General features: G+C 35.3%; 20 protein-coding genes and 1 pseudogene. 17 read left to right on the top strand and 4 right to left on the bottom strand.

What is annotated here, in order from left to right:
* The first annotated feature begins 10 nt into the window (after nucleotides 1-10).
* The 10 genes and pseudogenes from rbfA to dpaB all read left to right on the top strand — a co-directional run.
* A complete protein-coding gene (gene rbfA / locus MHH42_RS19220; protein WP_000776439.1) occupies nucleotides 11-367 on the top strand; it encodes a 30S ribosome-binding factor RbfA in 357 nt (118 codons plus the stop codon).
* An 85-nt stretch (nucleotides 368-452) separates the two neighbouring features.
* Nucleotides 453-1,376 carry a tRNA pseudouridine(55) synthase TruB gene (gene truB, locus MHH42_RS19215; RefSeq protein WP_000399360.1) on the top strand — a complete coding sequence of 308 codons (924 nt, stop codon included), beginning with the start codon at nucleotides 453-455 and terminating at the stop codon, nucleotides 1,374-1,376.
* Nucleotides 1,377-1,419: 43 nt separating this feature from the next.
* The gene (ribF, locus tag MHH42_RS19210; RefSeq protein WP_000766714.1) at nucleotides 1,420-2,391 is read left to right on the top strand and encodes a bifunctional riboflavin kinase/FAD synthetase; all 972 of its coding nucleotides are present in this window, start codon (nucleotides 1,420-1,422) and stop codon (nucleotides 2,389-2,391) included.
* Between the two features lie 100 nt (nucleotides 2,392-2,491).
* Entirely contained in the window at nucleotides 2,492-2,761 is a 270-nt protein-coding gene (gene rpsO / locus MHH42_RS19205) for a 30S ribosomal protein S15 (protein WP_001229392.1), read from the top strand.
* Nucleotides 2,762-2,921: 160 nt separating this feature from the next.
* Nucleotides 2,922-5,060, top strand: a complete 2,139-nt coding sequence (gene pnp, locus MHH42_RS19200; RefSeq protein ID WP_016109018.1) for a polyribonucleotide nucleotidyltransferase — start codon at nucleotides 2,922-2,924, stop codon at nucleotides 5,058-5,060.
* A 151-nt stretch (nucleotides 5,061-5,211) separates the two neighbouring features.
* A complete protein-coding gene (locus tag MHH42_RS19195; protein ID WP_000868234.1) occupies nucleotides 5,212-6,111 on the top strand; it encodes a polysaccharide deacetylase family protein in 900 nt (299 codons plus the stop codon).
* Between the two features lie 86 nt (nucleotides 6,112-6,197).
* On the top strand, nucleotides 6,198-7,439 hold the full coding sequence (locus MHH42_RS19190) for a M16 family metallopeptidase (RefSeq protein WP_000592990.1): 1,242 nt from the start codon (nucleotides 6,198-6,200) through the stop codon (nucleotides 7,437-7,439).
* A gap of 129 nt (nucleotides 7,440-7,568) precedes the next feature.
* Entirely contained in the window at nucleotides 7,569-7,820 is a 252-nt protein-coding gene (locus tag MHH42_RS19185) for a YlmC/YmxH family sporulation protein (protein WP_016109017.1), read from the top strand.
* 167 nt (nucleotides 7,821-7,987) lie between these two features.
* Nucleotides 7,988-8,890 carry a dipicolinic acid synthetase subunit A gene (gene dpaA, locus MHH42_RS19180; protein WP_000954741.1) on the top strand — a complete coding sequence of 301 codons (903 nt, stop codon included), beginning with the start codon at nucleotides 7,988-7,990 and terminating at the stop codon, nucleotides 8,888-8,890.
* Nucleotides 8,887-9,312: pseudogene (gene dpaB / locus MHH42_RS19175) on the top strand (dipicolinate synthase subunit B); the annotation flags it as partial. The gene dpaA and the pseudogene dpaB, both read left to right, overlap by 4 nt.
* A 32-nt stretch (nucleotides 9,313-9,344) precedes the next feature.
* On the opposite strand, the gene MHH42_RS19170 reads toward dpaB, so the two are convergent.
* The 4 genes from MHH42_RS19170 to MHH42_RS19155 all read right to left on the bottom strand — a co-directional run bounded on the left by MHH42_RS19170 (nucleotide 9,345) and on the right by MHH42_RS19155 (nucleotide 12,817).
* The gene (locus MHH42_RS19170) at nucleotides 9,345-10,892 is read right to left on the bottom strand and encodes a recombinase family protein (RefSeq protein WP_340893899.1); all 1,548 of its coding nucleotides are present in this window, start codon (nucleotides 10,890-10,892) and stop codon (nucleotides 9,345-9,347) included.
* 140 nt (nucleotides 10,893-11,032) lie between these two features.
* Nucleotides 11,033-11,797, bottom strand: a complete 765-nt coding sequence (locus tag MHH42_RS19165) for a hypothetical protein (protein ID WP_340893897.1) — start codon at nucleotides 11,795-11,797, stop codon at nucleotides 11,033-11,035.
* 138 nt (nucleotides 11,798-11,935) lie between these two features.
* Complete coding sequence (locus MHH42_RS19160; protein ID WP_098711610.1) at nucleotides 11,936-12,370, bottom strand: ImmA/IrrE family metallo-endopeptidase; 435 nt, start codon at nucleotides 12,368-12,370, stop codon at nucleotides 11,936-11,938.
* A 12-nt stretch (nucleotides 12,371-12,382) separates the two neighbouring features.
* On the bottom strand, nucleotides 12,383-12,817 hold the full coding sequence (locus tag MHH42_RS19155) for a helix-turn-helix domain-containing protein (RefSeq protein ID WP_098660678.1): 435 nt from the start codon (nucleotides 12,815-12,817) through the stop codon (nucleotides 12,383-12,385).
* Nucleotides 12,818-12,972: 155 nt separating this feature from the next.
* On the opposite strand from MHH42_RS19155, the gene MHH42_RS19150 reads away from it, so the two are divergent.
* The 7 genes from MHH42_RS19150 to dnaB all read left to right on the top strand — a co-directional run bounded on the left by MHH42_RS19150 (nucleotide 12,973) and on the right by dnaB (nucleotide 17,396).
* Nucleotides 12,973-13,161, top strand: a complete 189-nt coding sequence (locus MHH42_RS19150) for a helix-turn-helix transcriptional regulator (protein WP_097838163.1) — start codon at nucleotides 12,973-12,975, stop codon at nucleotides 13,159-13,161.
* 52 nt (nucleotides 13,162-13,213) lie between these two features.
* Entirely contained in the window at nucleotides 13,214-13,462 is a 249-nt protein-coding gene (locus MHH42_RS19145) for a hypothetical protein (protein WP_078994015.1), read from the top strand.
* A 90-nt stretch (nucleotides 13,463-13,552) separates the two neighbouring features.
* Nucleotides 13,553-14,140 carry a sporulation sigma factor-processing peptidase gene (locus MHH42_RS19140; protein ID WP_097854399.1) on the top strand — a complete coding sequence of 196 codons (588 nt, stop codon included), beginning with the start codon at nucleotides 13,553-13,555 and terminating at the stop codon, nucleotides 14,138-14,140.
* A gap of 13 nt (nucleotides 14,141-14,153) precedes the next feature.
* On the top strand, nucleotides 14,154-14,375 hold the full coding sequence (locus tag MHH42_RS19135; protein WP_000215313.1) for a hypothetical protein: 222 nt from the start codon (nucleotides 14,154-14,156) through the stop codon (nucleotides 14,373-14,375).
* 187 nt (nucleotides 14,376-14,562) lie between these two features.
* Entirely contained in the window at nucleotides 14,563-14,847 is a 285-nt protein-coding gene (locus tag MHH42_RS19130) for a hypothetical protein (RefSeq protein ID WP_070173701.1), read from the top strand.
* Between the two features lie 279 nt (nucleotides 14,848-15,126).
* Nucleotides 15,127-16,077: a DnaD domain-containing protein gene (locus MHH42_RS19125; RefSeq protein WP_340893892.1), complete on the top strand. Its 951-nt coding sequence runs from the start codon at nucleotides 15,127-15,129 to the stop codon at nucleotides 16,075-16,077.
* On the top strand, nucleotides 16,074-17,396 hold the full coding sequence (dnaB, locus tag MHH42_RS19120) for a replicative DNA helicase (RefSeq protein ID WP_340893890.1): 1,323 nt from the start codon (nucleotides 16,074-16,076) through the stop codon (nucleotides 17,394-17,396). The genes MHH42_RS19125 and dnaB overlap by 4 nt, the downstream gene beginning before the upstream one ends.
* Nucleotide 17,397 lies beyond the last annotated feature (1 nt).

Here is a 17,397-nt window from a genome sequence, read left to right as displayed (position 1 = left end):
GTGAAGAGTTATGAAATTACGTGCAAACCGTGTAGGCGAGCAAATGAAAAAAGAATTAGGCGACATTATCAGTCGTAAAATTAAAGATCCACGTGTCGGATTTGTTACAGTAACAGATGTGCAAGTGAGTGGAGATTTACAAATCGCTAAAGTGTATATTTCTGTTTTAGGTGACGATGAACAGAAAGAAAGTACATTAAAAGGTTTAGCGAAGGCAAAAGGCTTCATTCGTTCAGAAATCGGCCAACGTATTCGTCTTCGTAAAACACCGGAAATTTCTTTCGAATTTGATGAGTCTATTGGATATGGTCATCGAATTGATACACTTTTACATGAAATTAATAAAGACGGTAAACGTGAAGAATAATGGATAGACATTTGTCTATCCATTTTTTCAATGAAAAATAAGTTTGGATAATTATTATGAAAGAATTATGATGAGGTGAACATATATGGAAGGTGTAGTATTATTACATAAGCCAAAAGGCATGACATCACATGATTGTGTATTTAAATTAAGAAAGATATTACGTGAGAAACGAATTGGTCATACGGGAACATTAGATCCAGATGTAACAGGGGTATTACCGATTTGTGTTGGACGAGCAACGAAGATTGCACAGTTTTTAACGAGTGAAACAAAAACATATGAAGGTGAAGTAACATTAGGATTTTCAACAACAACTGAAGATGCTTCTGGTGAAGTTGTTGAAACGACAAATGTAGATCGTAGTATTACTCGTAAGGAAGTAGAAGGAGTTCTCGCAGCATTAACAGGTACGATTGAACAAACGCCTCCAATGTTTTCAGCTGTAAAAGTTAACGGAAAAAAATTATATGAATATGCAAGAGCGGGACAAGAAGTTGAACGTCCAGTTCGTACCATTACAATTCATGAATTCGTATTACTTGATGACCGTGAAATGTTTGAAGGGGAAAACATTTCATTCCGTTTCCGTGTAACGTGTAGTAAAGGGACATATGTAAGAACGCTAGCAGTAATGATTGGTGAAAAACTAGGTTTTCCATCACACATGTCCCATCTTGTAAGAACGGCATCTGGTGAATTTTTACTAGAAGATTGCATATCATTTGAAGAAATTGAAGAAAACGTGCAAAATGGAACAGTAGAGTCTATCTTCATTTCAATTGATGAAGCGTTAAGTAAATTCCCAAAAATGGTTGTAGATGAAAAGCAAGCAGAAAAAATAAAAAATGGTATGTTCTTAAAGAATGAATTAGAAATAACAGCACCATTCATTACAGTATTTGATAAAAATGACCGTTGCTTAGCAATTTATGAGCATCATCCAAAACACCCTGGTATGCTAAAGCCAATGAAAGTACTTGTGAATAATCAAGAACTAAAGCTATAATGAATTATTGGAAGGATTATTACAGAAAAAGGTGAATTCAAGCGTGAAACTTATTCATTTAACTCATCCACATGAACAAAATAAATTAGAATTACCACCTACTGTAATGGCATTAGGATTTTTTGATGGCATTCATTTAGGGCATCAGTGTGTGATTCGAACTGCGAAACAAATAGCGGATGAACGCGGATATAAAAGTGCAGTTATGACATTTCATCCCCATCCATCTGTTGTTTTAGGGAAAAAGGAAGCGCATGTGGAGTATATTACACCGATGCGTGATAAAGAAAAAATAGTCGAAAACTTAGGAATCGATATATTATATGTTATTAAATTTGATGAATCGTTTGCAGGTTTATTGCCACAGCAATTTGTAGATGATTATATTATTGGTTTAAATGTAAAGCATGTAGTAGCAGGGTTTGATTATTCATATGGACGTTTAGGAAAAGGGAAGATGGAGACTTTACCATTTCATGCAAGAGGGGAGTTTACACAAACTGTGATTGAAAAAGTTGAATTTCAAGAAGAGAAGGTAAGTTCTACAGCATTACGAAAGTTAATTCGAAATGGTGAAATGGAACAAATTCCATCTATTTTAGGTAGAGCCTATACAGTGGGAGGAACGGTTGTACATGGCGATAAACGTGGACGACAAATTGGTTTTCCAACCGCTAATGTAGGTTTAAGTGATGAGTATTTATTGCCACCTGTAGGTGTTTATGCAGTGAGATTAAAAGTTCACGATGAATGGTACGATGGTGTATGTAATATTGGATATAAACCAACTTTTAAAGAAAATGAGCGTCAATTATCTATTGAAGTACACTTATTTGAGTTCAACAAAGACATATATGATCAAAGTGTTACAGTTGAGTGGCATATGCGTATAAGAGAAGAGAAGAAATTCAATGGTATTGATGAGCTAGTTGAACAAATCGCAAAAGATAAGAAAACAGCACAAGAATATTTTGCGAGTGAAAAGAATATACTTGCTTTTTCAAATGAAAAGTAGTATTCTATGTTATGTACTTTATGACAACCATTGCTTGGCATTGCGACTCACCGACGCTTGCTCGGTAATTGGGGGTTTAATTAATAGGAGGTGAAATAGGATGGCTTTAACACAAGAACGTAAAAATGAAATCATTGCACAATTTAGAACTCATGAGACTGATACTGGTTCTCCAGAGGTTCAAATTGCTGTCCTAACGGAGCAAATTAACACTCTAAACGAGCACTTACGTACTCACAAGAAAGATCATCATTCACGTCGTGGTCTATTAAAGATGGTTGGTAAACGTCGTAACTTACTAACTTACCTTCGTAATAGCGATATCACACGTTACCGTGAATTAATCACAAAGCTTGGCTTACGTCGATAGTCAAAGAAGCGGGAATATTCCCGCTTTTTTGTTAGGTAAAAATATATCTTCTACGCTTTATAGCTTACTTAATTTTCGGCAATACTAGAGGTAGAATATTGTGATATACTATCCATTTACATAGAAGAATTGAATACTTTAAATTGAGAGGGGTACTTAAATGAGTCAAGAAAAGCAAGTCTTCTCGATAGATTTAGCTGGTCGCCAGCTAACAGTTGAAACTGGTCAGCTTGCAAAACAAGCGAACGGGGCAGTATTAGTAAGATATGGCGATACAGCGGTTCTATCTACAGCAACTGCATCAAAAGAGGCTAAAAATGTAGATTTCTTCCCACTTACAGTAAACTATGAAGAGCGTTTATATGCAGTCGGAAAAATTCCAGGCGGTTTTATTAAACGTGAAGGTCGTCCAAGTGAAAAAGCAATTTTGGCAAGTCGTTTAATCGACCGTCCAATTCGTCCGCTTTTCGCAGATGGTTTCCGTAACGAAGTACAAGTTGTCAGCATTGTAATGAGTGTTGATCAAGATTGTTCTTCTGAAATGGCAGCTATGCTTGGTTCTTCATTAGCGTTATCGATTTCAGATATTCCATTTGAAGGTCCAATCGCTGGTGCAACAGTTGGTCGTATTAATGGCGAATTCGTTATTAATCCAACAGTAGAACAGCAAGAACAAAGTGATATTCACCTTGTTGTAGCTGGTACAAAAGATGCAATTAACATGGTTGAAGCAGGAGCAGATCAAGTACCTGAGGAAACAATGTTAGAAGCAATTATGTTTGGACATGACGAAATTAAACGTCTAATTGTATTCCAAGAAGAGATTGTACAAGCTGTAGGTAAAGCGAAATTAGAAATAAAACTATATGAAGTCGATGCTGATCTTAACCAAGCTGTACGTGAGATGGCTGAGAAGGATATGCATTCTGCAATTCAAGTACATGAGAAACATGCACGTGAAGATGCAATCAACGTAGTGAAAAAGCGTGTAATTGAGCATTACGAAGCTGAGGAAGCTGACGCTGACACATTAGGACAAGTAAATGAGATTTTATATAAAATTGTAAAAGAAGAAGTACGTCGTCTTATTACAGTTGAAAAAATCCGCCCAGATGGCCGTAAAGGTGATGAAATTCGTCCTTTAGCATCAGAGGTTGGTATTTTATCTCGTACACACGGTTCTGGTTTATTCACACGTGGACAAACACAAGCATTAAGTATTTGTACATTAGGCGCTTTAGGCGATGTGCAAATTTTAGATGGTCTTGGTGTAGAAGAATCAAAAAGATTCATGCACCATTACAATTTCCCATCGTTTAGTGTTGGTGAAACAAGACCGATGCGTGGACCAGGTCGTCGTGAAATTGGTCACGGTGCACTAGGAGAACGTGCTCTTGAGCCTGTAATTCCATCTGAAAAAGATTTCCCATATACAGTACGTCTTGTATCTGAAGTGTTAGAATCAAATGGTTCTACTTCACAGGCAAGTATTTGTGGTAGTACTTTAGCAATGATGGATGCTGGTGTTCCACTTAAAGCTCCAGTTGCTGGTATTGCAATGGGTCTAGTTAAATCTGGTGAGCATTACACAATTTTATCTGATATTCAAGGTATGGAAGATCATTTAGGTGATATGGACTTTAAAGTAGCAGGTACAGCACAAGGTGTAACTGCACTGCAAATGGACATTAAAATCGATGGTTTATCTCGTGAAATTTTAGAAGAGGCATTACAACAAGCGAAAGTTGGTCGTGTGCACATTCTAAATCATATGCTATCTGTTATTGCAGAGCCACGTACTGAATTATCAGCTTACGCTCCAAAGATTATTACAATGACAATTAATCCAGATAAAATCCGTGACGTTATTGGACCGAGCGGTAAACAAATTAATAAAATTATTGAAGAAACTGGAGTTAAAATTGACATCGAGCAAGATGGTACAGTATTTATTTCTTCAATAAATCAAGAAATGAATGACAAAGCTAAGAAAATTATCGAAGATATTGTTCGCGAAGTACAAGTAGGTGAAATCTACGAAGGAAAAGTGAAACGTGTTGAGAAATTCGGTGCTTTCGTTGAATTATTCAGCGGTAAAGATGGATTAGTTCACATTTCTGAACTTGCACTTGAGCGTGTAGGTAAAGTAGAAGACGTTGTGAAAATCGGTGATGTAATTACAGTTAAAGTTATCGAGATTGACAAGCAAGGTCGCGTAAATCTATCTAGAAAAGTATTGCTAAAAGAAGAGCAAGAAAAAGAAGCTGCTAAAGAAGAAAACAAACAAGAGCAGCAATAAGTAAAAGCCAGTTCAACTGGCTTTTTTGTTATGTAAAAAACATGATGTACACATATTTTTATGTCAGTATAGGTATAGTTTTCATTATAACGCTCAAATTAACAAAGATAAGAAGAAAAATATTTTTTATTTAGTTAATGGGAGGGTTTATATGAAAGTTCGTATATTGGCATACATATGTGTATTTTTTTTATATGTCAGTTTAGGCTCTTATTCCGTTTTTGCACAGGATAACTTGTATGAAGAAATTCAAAAACATGCAAAACAATATGAGATTGCACCTCAAAATGCGATCATTGATAAGATATGGAAAGCAACACCTGGATATAATGGAAGACAAGTCGATATTGAAGCATCCTATAACAATATGAAGAAGCTAAAGAAATTTGATCAAAAACATCTTGAATTCAAGGAAGTATCACCGAGTGTCCATTTAGCAGATTTATCACCAGCCCCAATTTACAGGGGACATCCAAATAAAAAGATGGTTGGATTAACAATAAATGTGGCATGGGGAAATGAGTATTTGCCTCGTATATTAGAGATATTGAAAAAACATGATGTGAAGGCAACTTTCTTTTTGGAAGGACGTTGGGTGAAAGAAAATTTACGATTTGCAAAAATGATTGTCGATGCAAATCAAGAAGTTGGAAATCACTCTTACACACATCCTAATATGAAAACATTATCGTCTGATGAAATACGAGAACAGTTACAAAAAACAAATCGAATGATAGAAGCAGCCACGAATCAAAAAGTAAGATGGTTTGCCCCGCCTAGTGGAAGTTTTCGAGATGAAGTCGTACAAATTGCAGATGATTTCCAAATGGGAACGATTATGTGGACAGTAGATACAATTGATTGGAAGCGACCAGAGCCAGACGTATTATTGCAGAGAGTAATGAGAAAAATACATTCAGGTGCCATTGTATTAATGCATCCTACTTCATCTACAGCAGAAGCATTAGATACAATGATTACAAAATTGAAGGAACAAGGATATAGAGTGGGGAATATAACAGAATTACTGGATGAAAAACGTGTGGATTAAATACATTTGCATGACATTCATCCTTAAACTTGTTATCATTAAATAATAGCGTTAATTTAGAGAAACTGGTAGTAGGAGGAAAGTTTTTGATTAAAAAATATACTTGTAAAAATGGTGTAAGAATAGTTATGGAGAACATACCAACTGTAAGATCGGTTGCGATTGGTATTTGGATCCATGCAGGATCAAGAAATGAAAATGAAAAAAATAACGGGATTTCCCACTTTTTAGAGCATATGTTCTTTAAAGGGACGGAAACACGTAGTGCGCGCGAAATTGCGGAATCATTTGATAGCATTGGTGGGCAAGTAAATGCTTTTACTTCAAAAGAATATACATGTTACTATGCAAAAGTGTTAGATGAGCATGCTAAATATGCTTTAGATGTTTTAGCAGATATGTTCTTTAATTCAACATTTGATGAGGAAGAACTGAAAAAAGAGAAGAATGTCGTATGTGAAGAAATTAAAATGTACGAAGACGCTCCAGATGATATTGTGCATGATATGTTAACGAAAGCGACATATGAAACGCATCCGCTTGGATATCCTATTTTAGGAACAGAAGAAACGCTTGATACGTTTACAGGTGATACACTACGTCAATATATAAAAGATCATTATACACCTGAAAATGTAGTTGTTTCAGTTGCAGGAAATATTGATGAAGCATTTTTACAAACAGTAGAGCAATATTTCGGTAGTTATGAAGGAACAACAAACCGTGAACAAGTACATAGCCCAATTTTCCATTTTAATAAGGTAGCACGTAAAAAAGAAACAGAACAAGCTCATTTATGTTTAGGATATAAAGGCTTACAAATGGGACACGAAGATATTTATAACTTAATCGTATTAAATAACGTTTTAGGCGGTAGTATGAGTAGCCGTTTATTCCAAGAAGTACGTGAGCAACGTGGGTTAGCTTACTCGGTATTTTCTTACCACTCTTCTTATGAAGATACAGGTATGTTAACACTGTACGGTGGAACAGGTAGCCAACAATTAGATACACTGTATGAAACGATGCAAGAAACACTAGAAACATTGAAAAATACAGGTATTACAGAAAAAGAGCTTATGAATAGTAAAGAGCAATTAAAAGGAAACTTAATGTTAAGTTTAGAAAGTACGAATAGTCGTATGAGCCGTAACGGTAAAAATGAATTGCTGCTTCGTAAGCATCGTTCACTTGATGAGATTATTGAAAGTGTAAACACTGTAACAAAACAAAATGTAGATGAGTTAATCCGCAATATGTTTACGGATGAATTCTCTGCTGCACTTATTAGTCCAGATGGAAAACTTCCAAAAGGAATAAAACTATAATTGATTTTTGTGATGTACTCGAAAATAACCGTATCTCTTTTAAATGAGATACGGTTATTTTTTTTAGACATACAGAATAGGTACTAATAATGGATAACTTAAATTGAAAATTCGGTAGGGGGAGAGTGTATGCGATTAAGTGAATTAAGTGGTAAAGAAATTGTAGATTTAGAAAGAGCGGAAAAAATGGGGATTTTAGGGCATCTAGATTTAGAAATTAATGAGAGCGATGGACAAATACAAGCGCTTATCATACCTGTTACAAAATGGGGAGGTTTTAAAAAAGGACAACAAGAGGTAAGGGTGGAATGGAGAGATATTAAGAAAGTGGGGCATGACATGATACTTTGTGATATATCTGACCATTCAAATTCGGAGTGAAAGATGGCCATTTCGGCCGTCTTTTTTTTGTATATATAAAGCTGATAAATCATATGTGCTTTTTGTTTTTCAATCACCTCAAACTCGTACATTACATATGATGTGGAGGAAAAAGAAAAAGTAGGCACTTTTCTTATAAATGACAGAAAAAGAAGGTGAATTAGGGAATGTTGACTGAGATGCATATTGCTGTCATAGGAGGAGATGCAAGGCAGCTAGAAGTAATTCGTAAACTAGTTGAATTGGATGCGAAACTTTCATTGATAGGGTTTGATCAGTTGGATCATGGCTTCACAGGGGCAGCAAAAGAAAGTATACAAAATTTAGATTTTACTTCTGTAGATGCAATCATTTTGCCAGTTGCAGGTACAAATGCCAAAGGAGAAGTAGATACTATTTTTTCAAATGAAAAAGTTTCTATAACGAAAGAACAAATTGAAAATACACCAGAACACTTTACTATATATTCAGGTATTGGTACGCCTTACTTGGAAAATCTCGTATCTACTACAAACCGAAAACTTGTTAAATTATTTGATCGTGATGATGTGGCAATCTACAATTCTATTCCGACTGTAGAAGGCACATTAATGATGGTAATTCAACATACCGACTATACAATTCATGGGTCCAATGTAATGGTTTTAGGATTTGGTAGAACAGGGATGAGTGTTGCCAGAGCATTTCAATCATTAGGAGCCCACGTCAAAGTTGGAGCAAGACGATCGGAACATATTGCACGTATTACAGAGATGATGTTTTCTCCTTTTCATATGCAAAACATTGAGAAAGAAGTAGGAAATATGGATATTGTGATTAACACAATTCCACATCTCGTTGTGACAGCGAATGTTATTTCAAAAATGCCAGCTCATACGTTAGTAATTGATTTAGCTTCTAAACCAGGTGGTACCGACTTTAGATACGCAGAAAAAAGAGGAGTTAAAGCGCTATTAGCACCTGGATTGCCAGGGATTGTTGCTCCGAAAACAGCAGGACAAATTTTAGCGAACGTTCTTTCTCAGTTATTAGCAGAAGACGTAATAGCAAGAAAGGAGAATGGGGAATGAATTTAAAAGGGAAAAGAATTGGATTTGGGTTTACAGGTTCACATTGTACGTATGAAGAAGTGATGCCTCATTTAGAGAAATTAATTGCTGAGGGAGCAGAAGTACGTCCCGTTGTTTCTTACACTGTTCAATCAACAAATACAAGATTTGGTGAGGGAGCAGAGTGGATTAAAAAGATTGAAGAAACAACAGGATTTAAAGCAATTAATTCAATCGTTGGCGCAGAACCGCTAGGACCTAAAATTCCATTAGACTGTATGGTAATTGCACCACTAACAGGAAATTCGATGAGTAAATTTGCAAATGCAATGACAGATTCTCCAGTATTAATGGCAGCAAAAGCGACGCTGAGAAATGGTAAGCCTGTCGTATTGGCGGTTTCGACGAATGATGCTTTAGGATTAAACGGGGTAAATCTAATTACACCAACAAGGTGACGACAAAGCATAAACGCTTATATGTCGCCATCTTGAGGAAGCTTAGGGTAAAGCACAAGTTCGAAATCATCGAGCCTTTGCCACTTTTCTTTCTTATAAACAGCCTTTTCTAAAACCGACTTTAGGAGGCTGTTTTTCTTTTTGGGATCATCTGTTTTAAAGTACAGATCAAGAACATGCTCCACTTGAGGTATTGTATCTTTCTTAACTTTTTCCTTCTTAATTTCGGTTTTAATTTCTTTCTTTAAGTTATCCATCGTGGAAGTAATTTCAGTAATGCGATCAGAAACTACATTCGAGCGCTCTAAAAACATATCGACTGTGTAAACGCCACGTTCCAATAAATCATGTAAATTATTTTTTTGTTTTTGGACATCCACTAATTCTTTTTCAAGCTTATGTAACGCAGCTTCATTCATTTGAATAACTTGTGTTTCTTTTAACTTGTCATCTTGCTTATGTTTTTCAAAATCAGCTTTATAATTGATATACCATTCTTTTAAAGCCTCAAGTAAACGCTTCTCAATTAATTCAGTATAGCTTGATTTGTTTTCGCAACCGCGATGCTTACAATCCATCGTTTCCTTTCGGTTCTTCGGATAACGTTGGACCATACTATAACCACATTTACTACATTTAATAATGCCAGCTAGAGGATTTTTAATGCCGTTCGTATTGTAAGGAACGTGATACCTTGAATTTAACTTTTCTTGTACTTGTTCAAACAAACTTTCAGGTATGATTGGTTCATGTTTGCCATCAGCAATAATCCAATCCGATTTATCTTGGCGTGCACAACTACGTTTCACAGCATCAGGACGTTTTACTTCTTTTCGCTTTTGCCACGTTACTTTTCCGATGTACACATTGTTTTTTAATATATCTAAGATGCTATAAGGATTCCATTCATTCCCTAACTTACTTTTGTAACCAAGATCATTTAACTTGCTTCGGATTGCGTTAGCGCCCATATCCTCATTTGCATACCAATCAAATATCATCCTTACAACAGAAGCTTCTTCTGAATTAATCGTTAAAGTACGTTCTCGCTTATTTAAACGATGTATATCATATCCGAATGGTGCATGTGTACCAAGGTAATTCCCAGCCTCTACACTAGCGACACGACCTCGTTGCATACGACGCGTAATAATCTTTAACTCCTTACGTGCCATAAACGCTTCAAATTCGCTGTATTCTTCGTCCCACTCGTCATTAAGGTCATAAGTCTTCCTAGGTGTCATAATCTTCGTATTCGAGCGTTTAAACGTCTCTAAAATGATTCCTTGCTCTTTCATACCACCACGACCTAAACGGTCCATGTCCATACAAAGAACAACATCATATTTGTTATCTTCAATTTCTTCAAGCAGCGCTAACATTTCAGGGCGTTTCACTAAGCTCTCACCAGAAACGATTTCCTCACGGACAGATAAAATATTTAAGTTCATTTCCTTGGCAATTTTCAGCAGGGTAGAGCGGTGTTTTGCTAATGTTTCGCCTTCGCCGCGTGCCTCGGCTTCGAGGTCAGCACGGGATTTTCTTAGGTAGATTGCGGTTTTCATAGGAGTACCTCCTCAATAATATGTATTATATGAAAAACAAACATTGTGAAGAAATAAATATGATAATTAATAAAAGAAAGACCTCTTAAGAGAGGCTCACCCTTTATTTTTATGTTAATTATTGTATAAGTTTTTTTGAATTACTGGGAAATGCTCTCTGTTCTCAATTCATTTGTGTTTATATCGAGTTCTTGAAATGGAGTATACTTTAAATATATTTTTGAAGAAAAATCACAAACATAAAAAGTTTTTCTAGAGAGGTCCCCACCATGATATAAAACTGATTTTTTATCATCGATAATATAAGCGTGGATTAATGGAGTTTGCTTTAATTCTTCTTCAGTGAGAATATCTACTAGATATTCTGTAGTAGAAGGTTTCTTTTTTGTTTGATTTGCAACTAAGTTTAAAAATAAACTATACAAAAGAGCAAATAAAATTATAGCAGGCATTGCAAGCCAACTTTTGCTAGTAACCACTAAATAGGAAATAGGATAGAACCAAATTAAACTTAATATCATATTCGCCAATCCCCATTTGCGGGCTTTAGAATATTTTTGTACCGGCAAGTCTTTTTGAAAAGCGTAAATAAAAACGGGTACGAAACAGCATATAGAAATCATCATAAATAGCAGCCCAAACGTTCCTAAGTATAAACTCAAATTATGGGATGGTTTTTCAAATTGATAGAATGCAATTAATGGCATTAAATACATTGCAAAGAACAATAGAAACCAATCGGAAAGGAATTGAAAATCAGTAAGTTTTTTTTGTTCAGATTTATTCAAGAACAATTTGTCAAATTCGTTGAAAGTTTTAAATTTAATGCGAAATTGATAGAATGCAATAGCATTTGTTATTAGGGCAATTAGTAAAGTAATAATTGGTCCAATAAATTTATCCATAGTAATTTGACAACTCCTTATTTTTTTGATTTAGAGTTACGATATAAATCTAGCAATTGCTTGTATAAATGACTTGATATACCTGTACTTAATAACTATCGCATCAATTAAGTAATAATTTCAACGTAAATGATTATTTTACAGTAACAAATTTTTCAAACGAGCAAAATCCCTTGGGACGCCATGAATTTCTGCCATTTCTTGAATTGATAGATTAGTACTCTGGTATTCAATAATCATCTCATCAGTAAGTAACAATTCTACAGCAAATGTATTTGCTTCAATTTCTAATCGATCTACAGAAAATAGAGTTTTATTTCTTAAAAATGGAGTATTTGCTTTGGGGTGTAGTAGAGCATGCCCTAATTCATGAGCACACACAAAGCGTTGGGTGTTTTCGTCAATTTGATTATTAATATGAATGAATTTAAAACGTTTATATGTGTTGTAAAAACCAAGAGTATTCCCAAGGTCTTCAAACAACACTATAATATTTTTTCGTCTAGCAATTTCAAATGGATTTGTTGTTTCATGTTTTTCTACGATTTTGAGTGCGTATTCTTTAATGTCCATTTCGCGCTCCATTCAATCTTTTTTGTACTTGTTTGGAGTGAATTTTTGTTTTGCTAATTGCTTTGCCATGCGCATTGAGTTCTCCAGAGAGATGCGAATCATTTCTTTTGTATGATCGTCTATTGGTTCCCCGTCAAACATTAAAGCATCTTCGCTATTTTCTAAGTCTTTTAAAGTTTTTTCTAAGTCACGAGCGATATCACGAGTCTCTTTTTTGTTTAAATCAGGAAGCGTATTAAATACTCTTGATTCATCGTCTCTTCCTAATAAATAATCTGTTGTTACTCCTAAAACATTCGCTAAATCTTTTAGCATTTCGTTTGAGGGAGTACTATGACCATTCTCATAGTTGCTAATGGTGCCTTTAGTGGTATTTACTTTATCGGCTAATTCTTGCTGAGTGAGTTTACGCGTTTTGCGCGTCTCTTTTAGTCTTTGTCTCAACATTTTTAGCACCTCCCGTTAATAAAAAGTACAAAAATATTGTACCTTATATAGATGAATTGTAAAACTTTGTACAAGATAATTGTACAAATATATTGACGTACAAGAATCTTATACTTATAATGAAAGTACAAAATACTTATACAAGGAGCGAGACAGTGAACAAAAATATCAAATTAATTAGAGCTAGGAAAAAAAGTAAGTTAACGCAACAAGATCTTGCAAATAGAATGCAAGTTACAAAATCTACAATAAGTAATTGGGAAAATGGTTATAGTAATCCAAATCTTGAAAAGGCTATTAGATTAGCCGCTATTCTTGGTCGTGATGTAAAGGATTTAATTTGATGTACAAAAGTACAAGGATCTTATACTTTGCAGGTGGGAAGCAGGTGAGAAAATGCCATCAACTAACATGGCAGTACCAACAGATCCGTCGCATAAACATATAAAAAGCACTTCAAGAGGTGACACCATGAGCCAACAAGAAGAATATGCGGCGACTTATGAGTTTGGAAAAACGAAAGTCCATGTTGTGGCTCCTGAGCCAAAATCACAAAAGGATATCGATAAAATCCGTCAAGCATATTACAAGGCTGGTTGGGCCATCATCAAAGAAATACAAGTGAAAGAAAACATTGAGGAATAGTTCCTCTCTTTTTACATGAAAAATAGACAAGTTACATATGTACTAAATTCATTGTAACCATTTGAAAACTAAATATGGAGGCGAACAGATATGGGAACAAGCATATACTGCAATTCAGCAATAGGGGAATTATTACAGAATGCTAGAGAATGTTGTGACAATGTTCAGCTGAAAACGAAAAAAGGGTTATCTAAGTACCTTGGTATTACACATGAAAGATTAACCCGTATTGAATCTGGACTTTCTAAACCAGAATTTGAGCTTGCGATGGATTGGTGTCATGCAACAGGAGCAAAGTTGAATCAACAAGCGATTAAACATATTTATGGGGTTGGGTTACCACCTACAGATCCACGTTTAATTCAAGATGTAAATCTACAATTGATGAACTACATTAAACAAGCTGAAGAGGGGATTGCGGCAGCGAAGGAAATTATGAACTTACAAGTTGCAACCAGATCATGGAAGCTTGATGAAAAAAAGAAACATGAATACTCAGTTCATGCAAAAGAAATCTTCGATACAATCCAAGCTACGCAATGTGTAGTACAAGCTCTTGAACAAGTACACTTTGGCATTATGGAACAAATACAAAGAAGTTGGTTGCAAAAGGCTATGGCGGAGAACGTTATTATTCAATCGGTGGATAGCTTAATGACTTTAACAAAGGTGCTGTAAAGGAGGAAGAAAAATGACAGTAGATTATAAGAAACCAAGTTTAAGAGAATATAAGGAACTAATACGCTATGATGCAAAGCTAACTGGTGAAATTAAAATAGCAGAATTACTTAATGAGGATTCAAAATCAGTTGAGTTAAAACAAGAGAAGAAATTGTTGGGGATTCGAATCAAAATTATTGAAGCATCATTCATTTTGAAACATAAATGGGCAAAAGAAAAAGCTACCGCCTAGACAACAGTAGCTGACAATATATTTTACAAAATAATTATATCATTATATTAATTTTTAGGGTAAATTAATGAACTTGTAGTTTCTACCATTAAGTTTAAAGTGTACCAAAATAATAGATTTTTAATATTTTTATAAAAAATAGAAAAGTACTGTGCTTTTCGTTATGACCAGAAAGGAGATTTAATTCATGAACGATAAATACGATTGTCTTCATGATCTAGTTCTTCCGGGAGACTTTTCGTTTGCGGATAAACTTCATAACTGTATGGTTGCATGCGTTCATAACATGTTTCATGCAGAATCAACTGAAGAATCAAATCGCTGGGAAGAAGAACTGGAGCGATGTATGAAAGAATTTAAAATGCTTCGTGATACAAAAGAAGAACATGAGGCATCTATGAGTTATCGTGTAGTGATTAAAGATTTAAGAGCAAGAGGAGTTAACGCCTCATTAGTGACACGTAGAAAATAAAAAAGCTATCACTTGGCAGAGTGATAGATAAATGGCCTTGCAAAAAGATCTTAGGATTAATTATATCAAATTAGCATTCGTATAACAACGGAGTGTGTAGCATGCTTTTAGACAAGTCATTACATAGAGTGTTGCTGAACCCTAAAGTATTTCAACGAGCAACATCAACGCAACACTTAATTTACTTAGTAAACCAATATTTCAAAACAGGACACAAGAATTATCGCTTATTACGTGTAGAGGACGGATTCGCGATATGTAAACGGGAGGATGAATAATATGGCAGTTTATAGACCAGTACACGTTTCATTTTGGCAGGATTCATTTGTTTTAGATCTTACACCGGAGGAGAAGTATTTCTACTTATATTTGATGACAAACAGTAAGACGTCTCAATCAGGCATCTATGAGCTTCCACTTCGTATTATTGAAACTGATACAGGATACAATCGTGAAACTGTTATGAAGCTATTAGAACGTTTTGCTGAGTACGGAAAAATTAATTACAACCAAAAAACAAAAGAGTTGTTCTTGATCAACTGGTTGAAGTTCAATCCGATTAAAAATGTAAACATCGAAAAGTGCGTCTTAAAAGAGATTCAATCTGTGAAGGACCAGGACTTTTTAGTTGATTTCTATGAAACTTGTTTGCAATTAGAGCGAGAGCAAGATTTTAAAATTCCTCGTATTAAGGAGTATTTATCAGTCCGTTTGGAGGGGCTTATAAGGGGCTTCCAAGACCCTAGCAAGGAAGAAGAAAAAGAAAAAGAAGAAGAAAAAGAACAACAACAAGAAGAACGCACAGGCGCGGAAGAAGTTGTTGAGGTTAATCCGATTTCTTTTTACGAACAAAACTTCGGACTGATTACACCTTTTATTGCAGATGGTATTCATGCATGGGTAGATGATTTAAATGCAGAGCTTGTTGTAAAGGCTATGGAAATCGCTTTAGAGAAAAATACAAGAAACATGAATTACGTAAATACGATTTTAAGAGATTGGCATCTTAAGGGATTGAAAACAATAATGGACGTTGAGGCAGCTGATAAAGCATTTCGTACTCAGCGATTAACAAAAGCGCAGCAACAGGCACAAGCACCTTATCAACAAAAAGGCTTATCGGAATCTACTAAAAACGTAATACAGCAGCAACAAGCATGGGAGCAGAACATTCCAACAGAAGAAGAACTTGCGGTACTTAACCAACAGAATGCGTGGTTGGCCCAATGAGTAACGATATGATTCGTAACGCAGAAGCTGAACAAAGTGTTTTAGGTAGCATTATCCAAGAAGGCGATTTAATTAAAGATTGTCAGCTAAAGGTAAAACAGTTTTCTTCACCAACGCACCAAGTGATTTTCAAGGTGATGAGGGAATTAGAGGATGCTGAGGTTCCGATAGATCTTGTTGCTCTCATTGGAAAATTCGATGAAAGCTTTATGCATCAAATTGGCGGAATCGAATTCTTTGTAAACCTGACAGAAGTTGTAACAACAACTAAGAACTTCTCGTATCACGAAGGTTTAGTGATTGAAGCTTGGAAGATGAGACATGCTCAAGAGGTTGCTGGTAATTTATATAATCGTCTTCAGCAAGAAAGAGATATGAGCGCTATTAGTAATTCAATTGATGAATTAAGCGCCATTGAGGAAACAGGTTATTCAGATGAATTTAATTTAAAGGAAACCCTAGTTGATCTGTATAAGAACATGCAAATTGATGTAGGAGATTTAACCGGTATTCCAACTGGTTATGACGATCTCAACAGAATGACAGCAGGGTTACAAGAAGGTGATTTAATCATTGTCGGTGCCCGTCCTTCAATGGGGAAAACGGCATTTGTATTAAACGTTGCTTTTCATGCGGCAAGTGCTCATACAGCAACTGGAATCTTTTCACTAGAGATGGGAGAAGAGCAATTACTTAAACGTATGATTTCAAGTACTGGAAATATAGATGCTACGAAATTAAAGAACCCTAAGAAGCTATGTAATTTAAAAGATTGGGAAAAGATTAGTCAAGCGATGGGATTAATTAATGATTTGCCGTTAGAAATTTACGACAAAGCAAATGTAACAATGCAAGAGATTTACGCAAAGACTAGGAAACTAAAGCGTAAATACCCTGATAAAAAGGTTTTAATCGCAATTGATTATTTACAGCTTATTGTAGGGGATCCAAAGCACAAAGGAAATCGCATGCAAGAGATTGGTGAGATTAGCCGTAAGTTAAAACTGATGGCAAGAGAACTAAATGTATGTGTGGTTGCATTATCGCAATTAAGCCGCGCTGTAGAAAGTAGGCAAGATAAGAGGCCATTACTATCAGACTTACGTGAGAATGGTCAAATTGAACAAGATGCGGATTTAATAGCATTCTTATACCGTGAAGATTACTATGACCGCGAGACAGAAAATAAAAACATAACGGAAATTATTTTAGCGAAACAGAGGAATGGCCCAGTTGGTGTTGTTGAACTAGCATTCATTAAAGAATTTAGTAAGTTTGTAAATTTAGAGAGAAAGTTCAATTATCAACAGGAGGCTTAAT

Source organism: Bacillus sp. FSL L8-0099, assembly GCF_038006385.1.
GTDB classification, from domain to species: domain Bacteria; phylum Bacillota; class Bacilli; order Bacillales; family Bacillaceae_G; genus Bacillus_A; species Bacillus_A toyonensis.
This window is presented reverse-complemented; position numbering and strand designations above follow the sequence as displayed.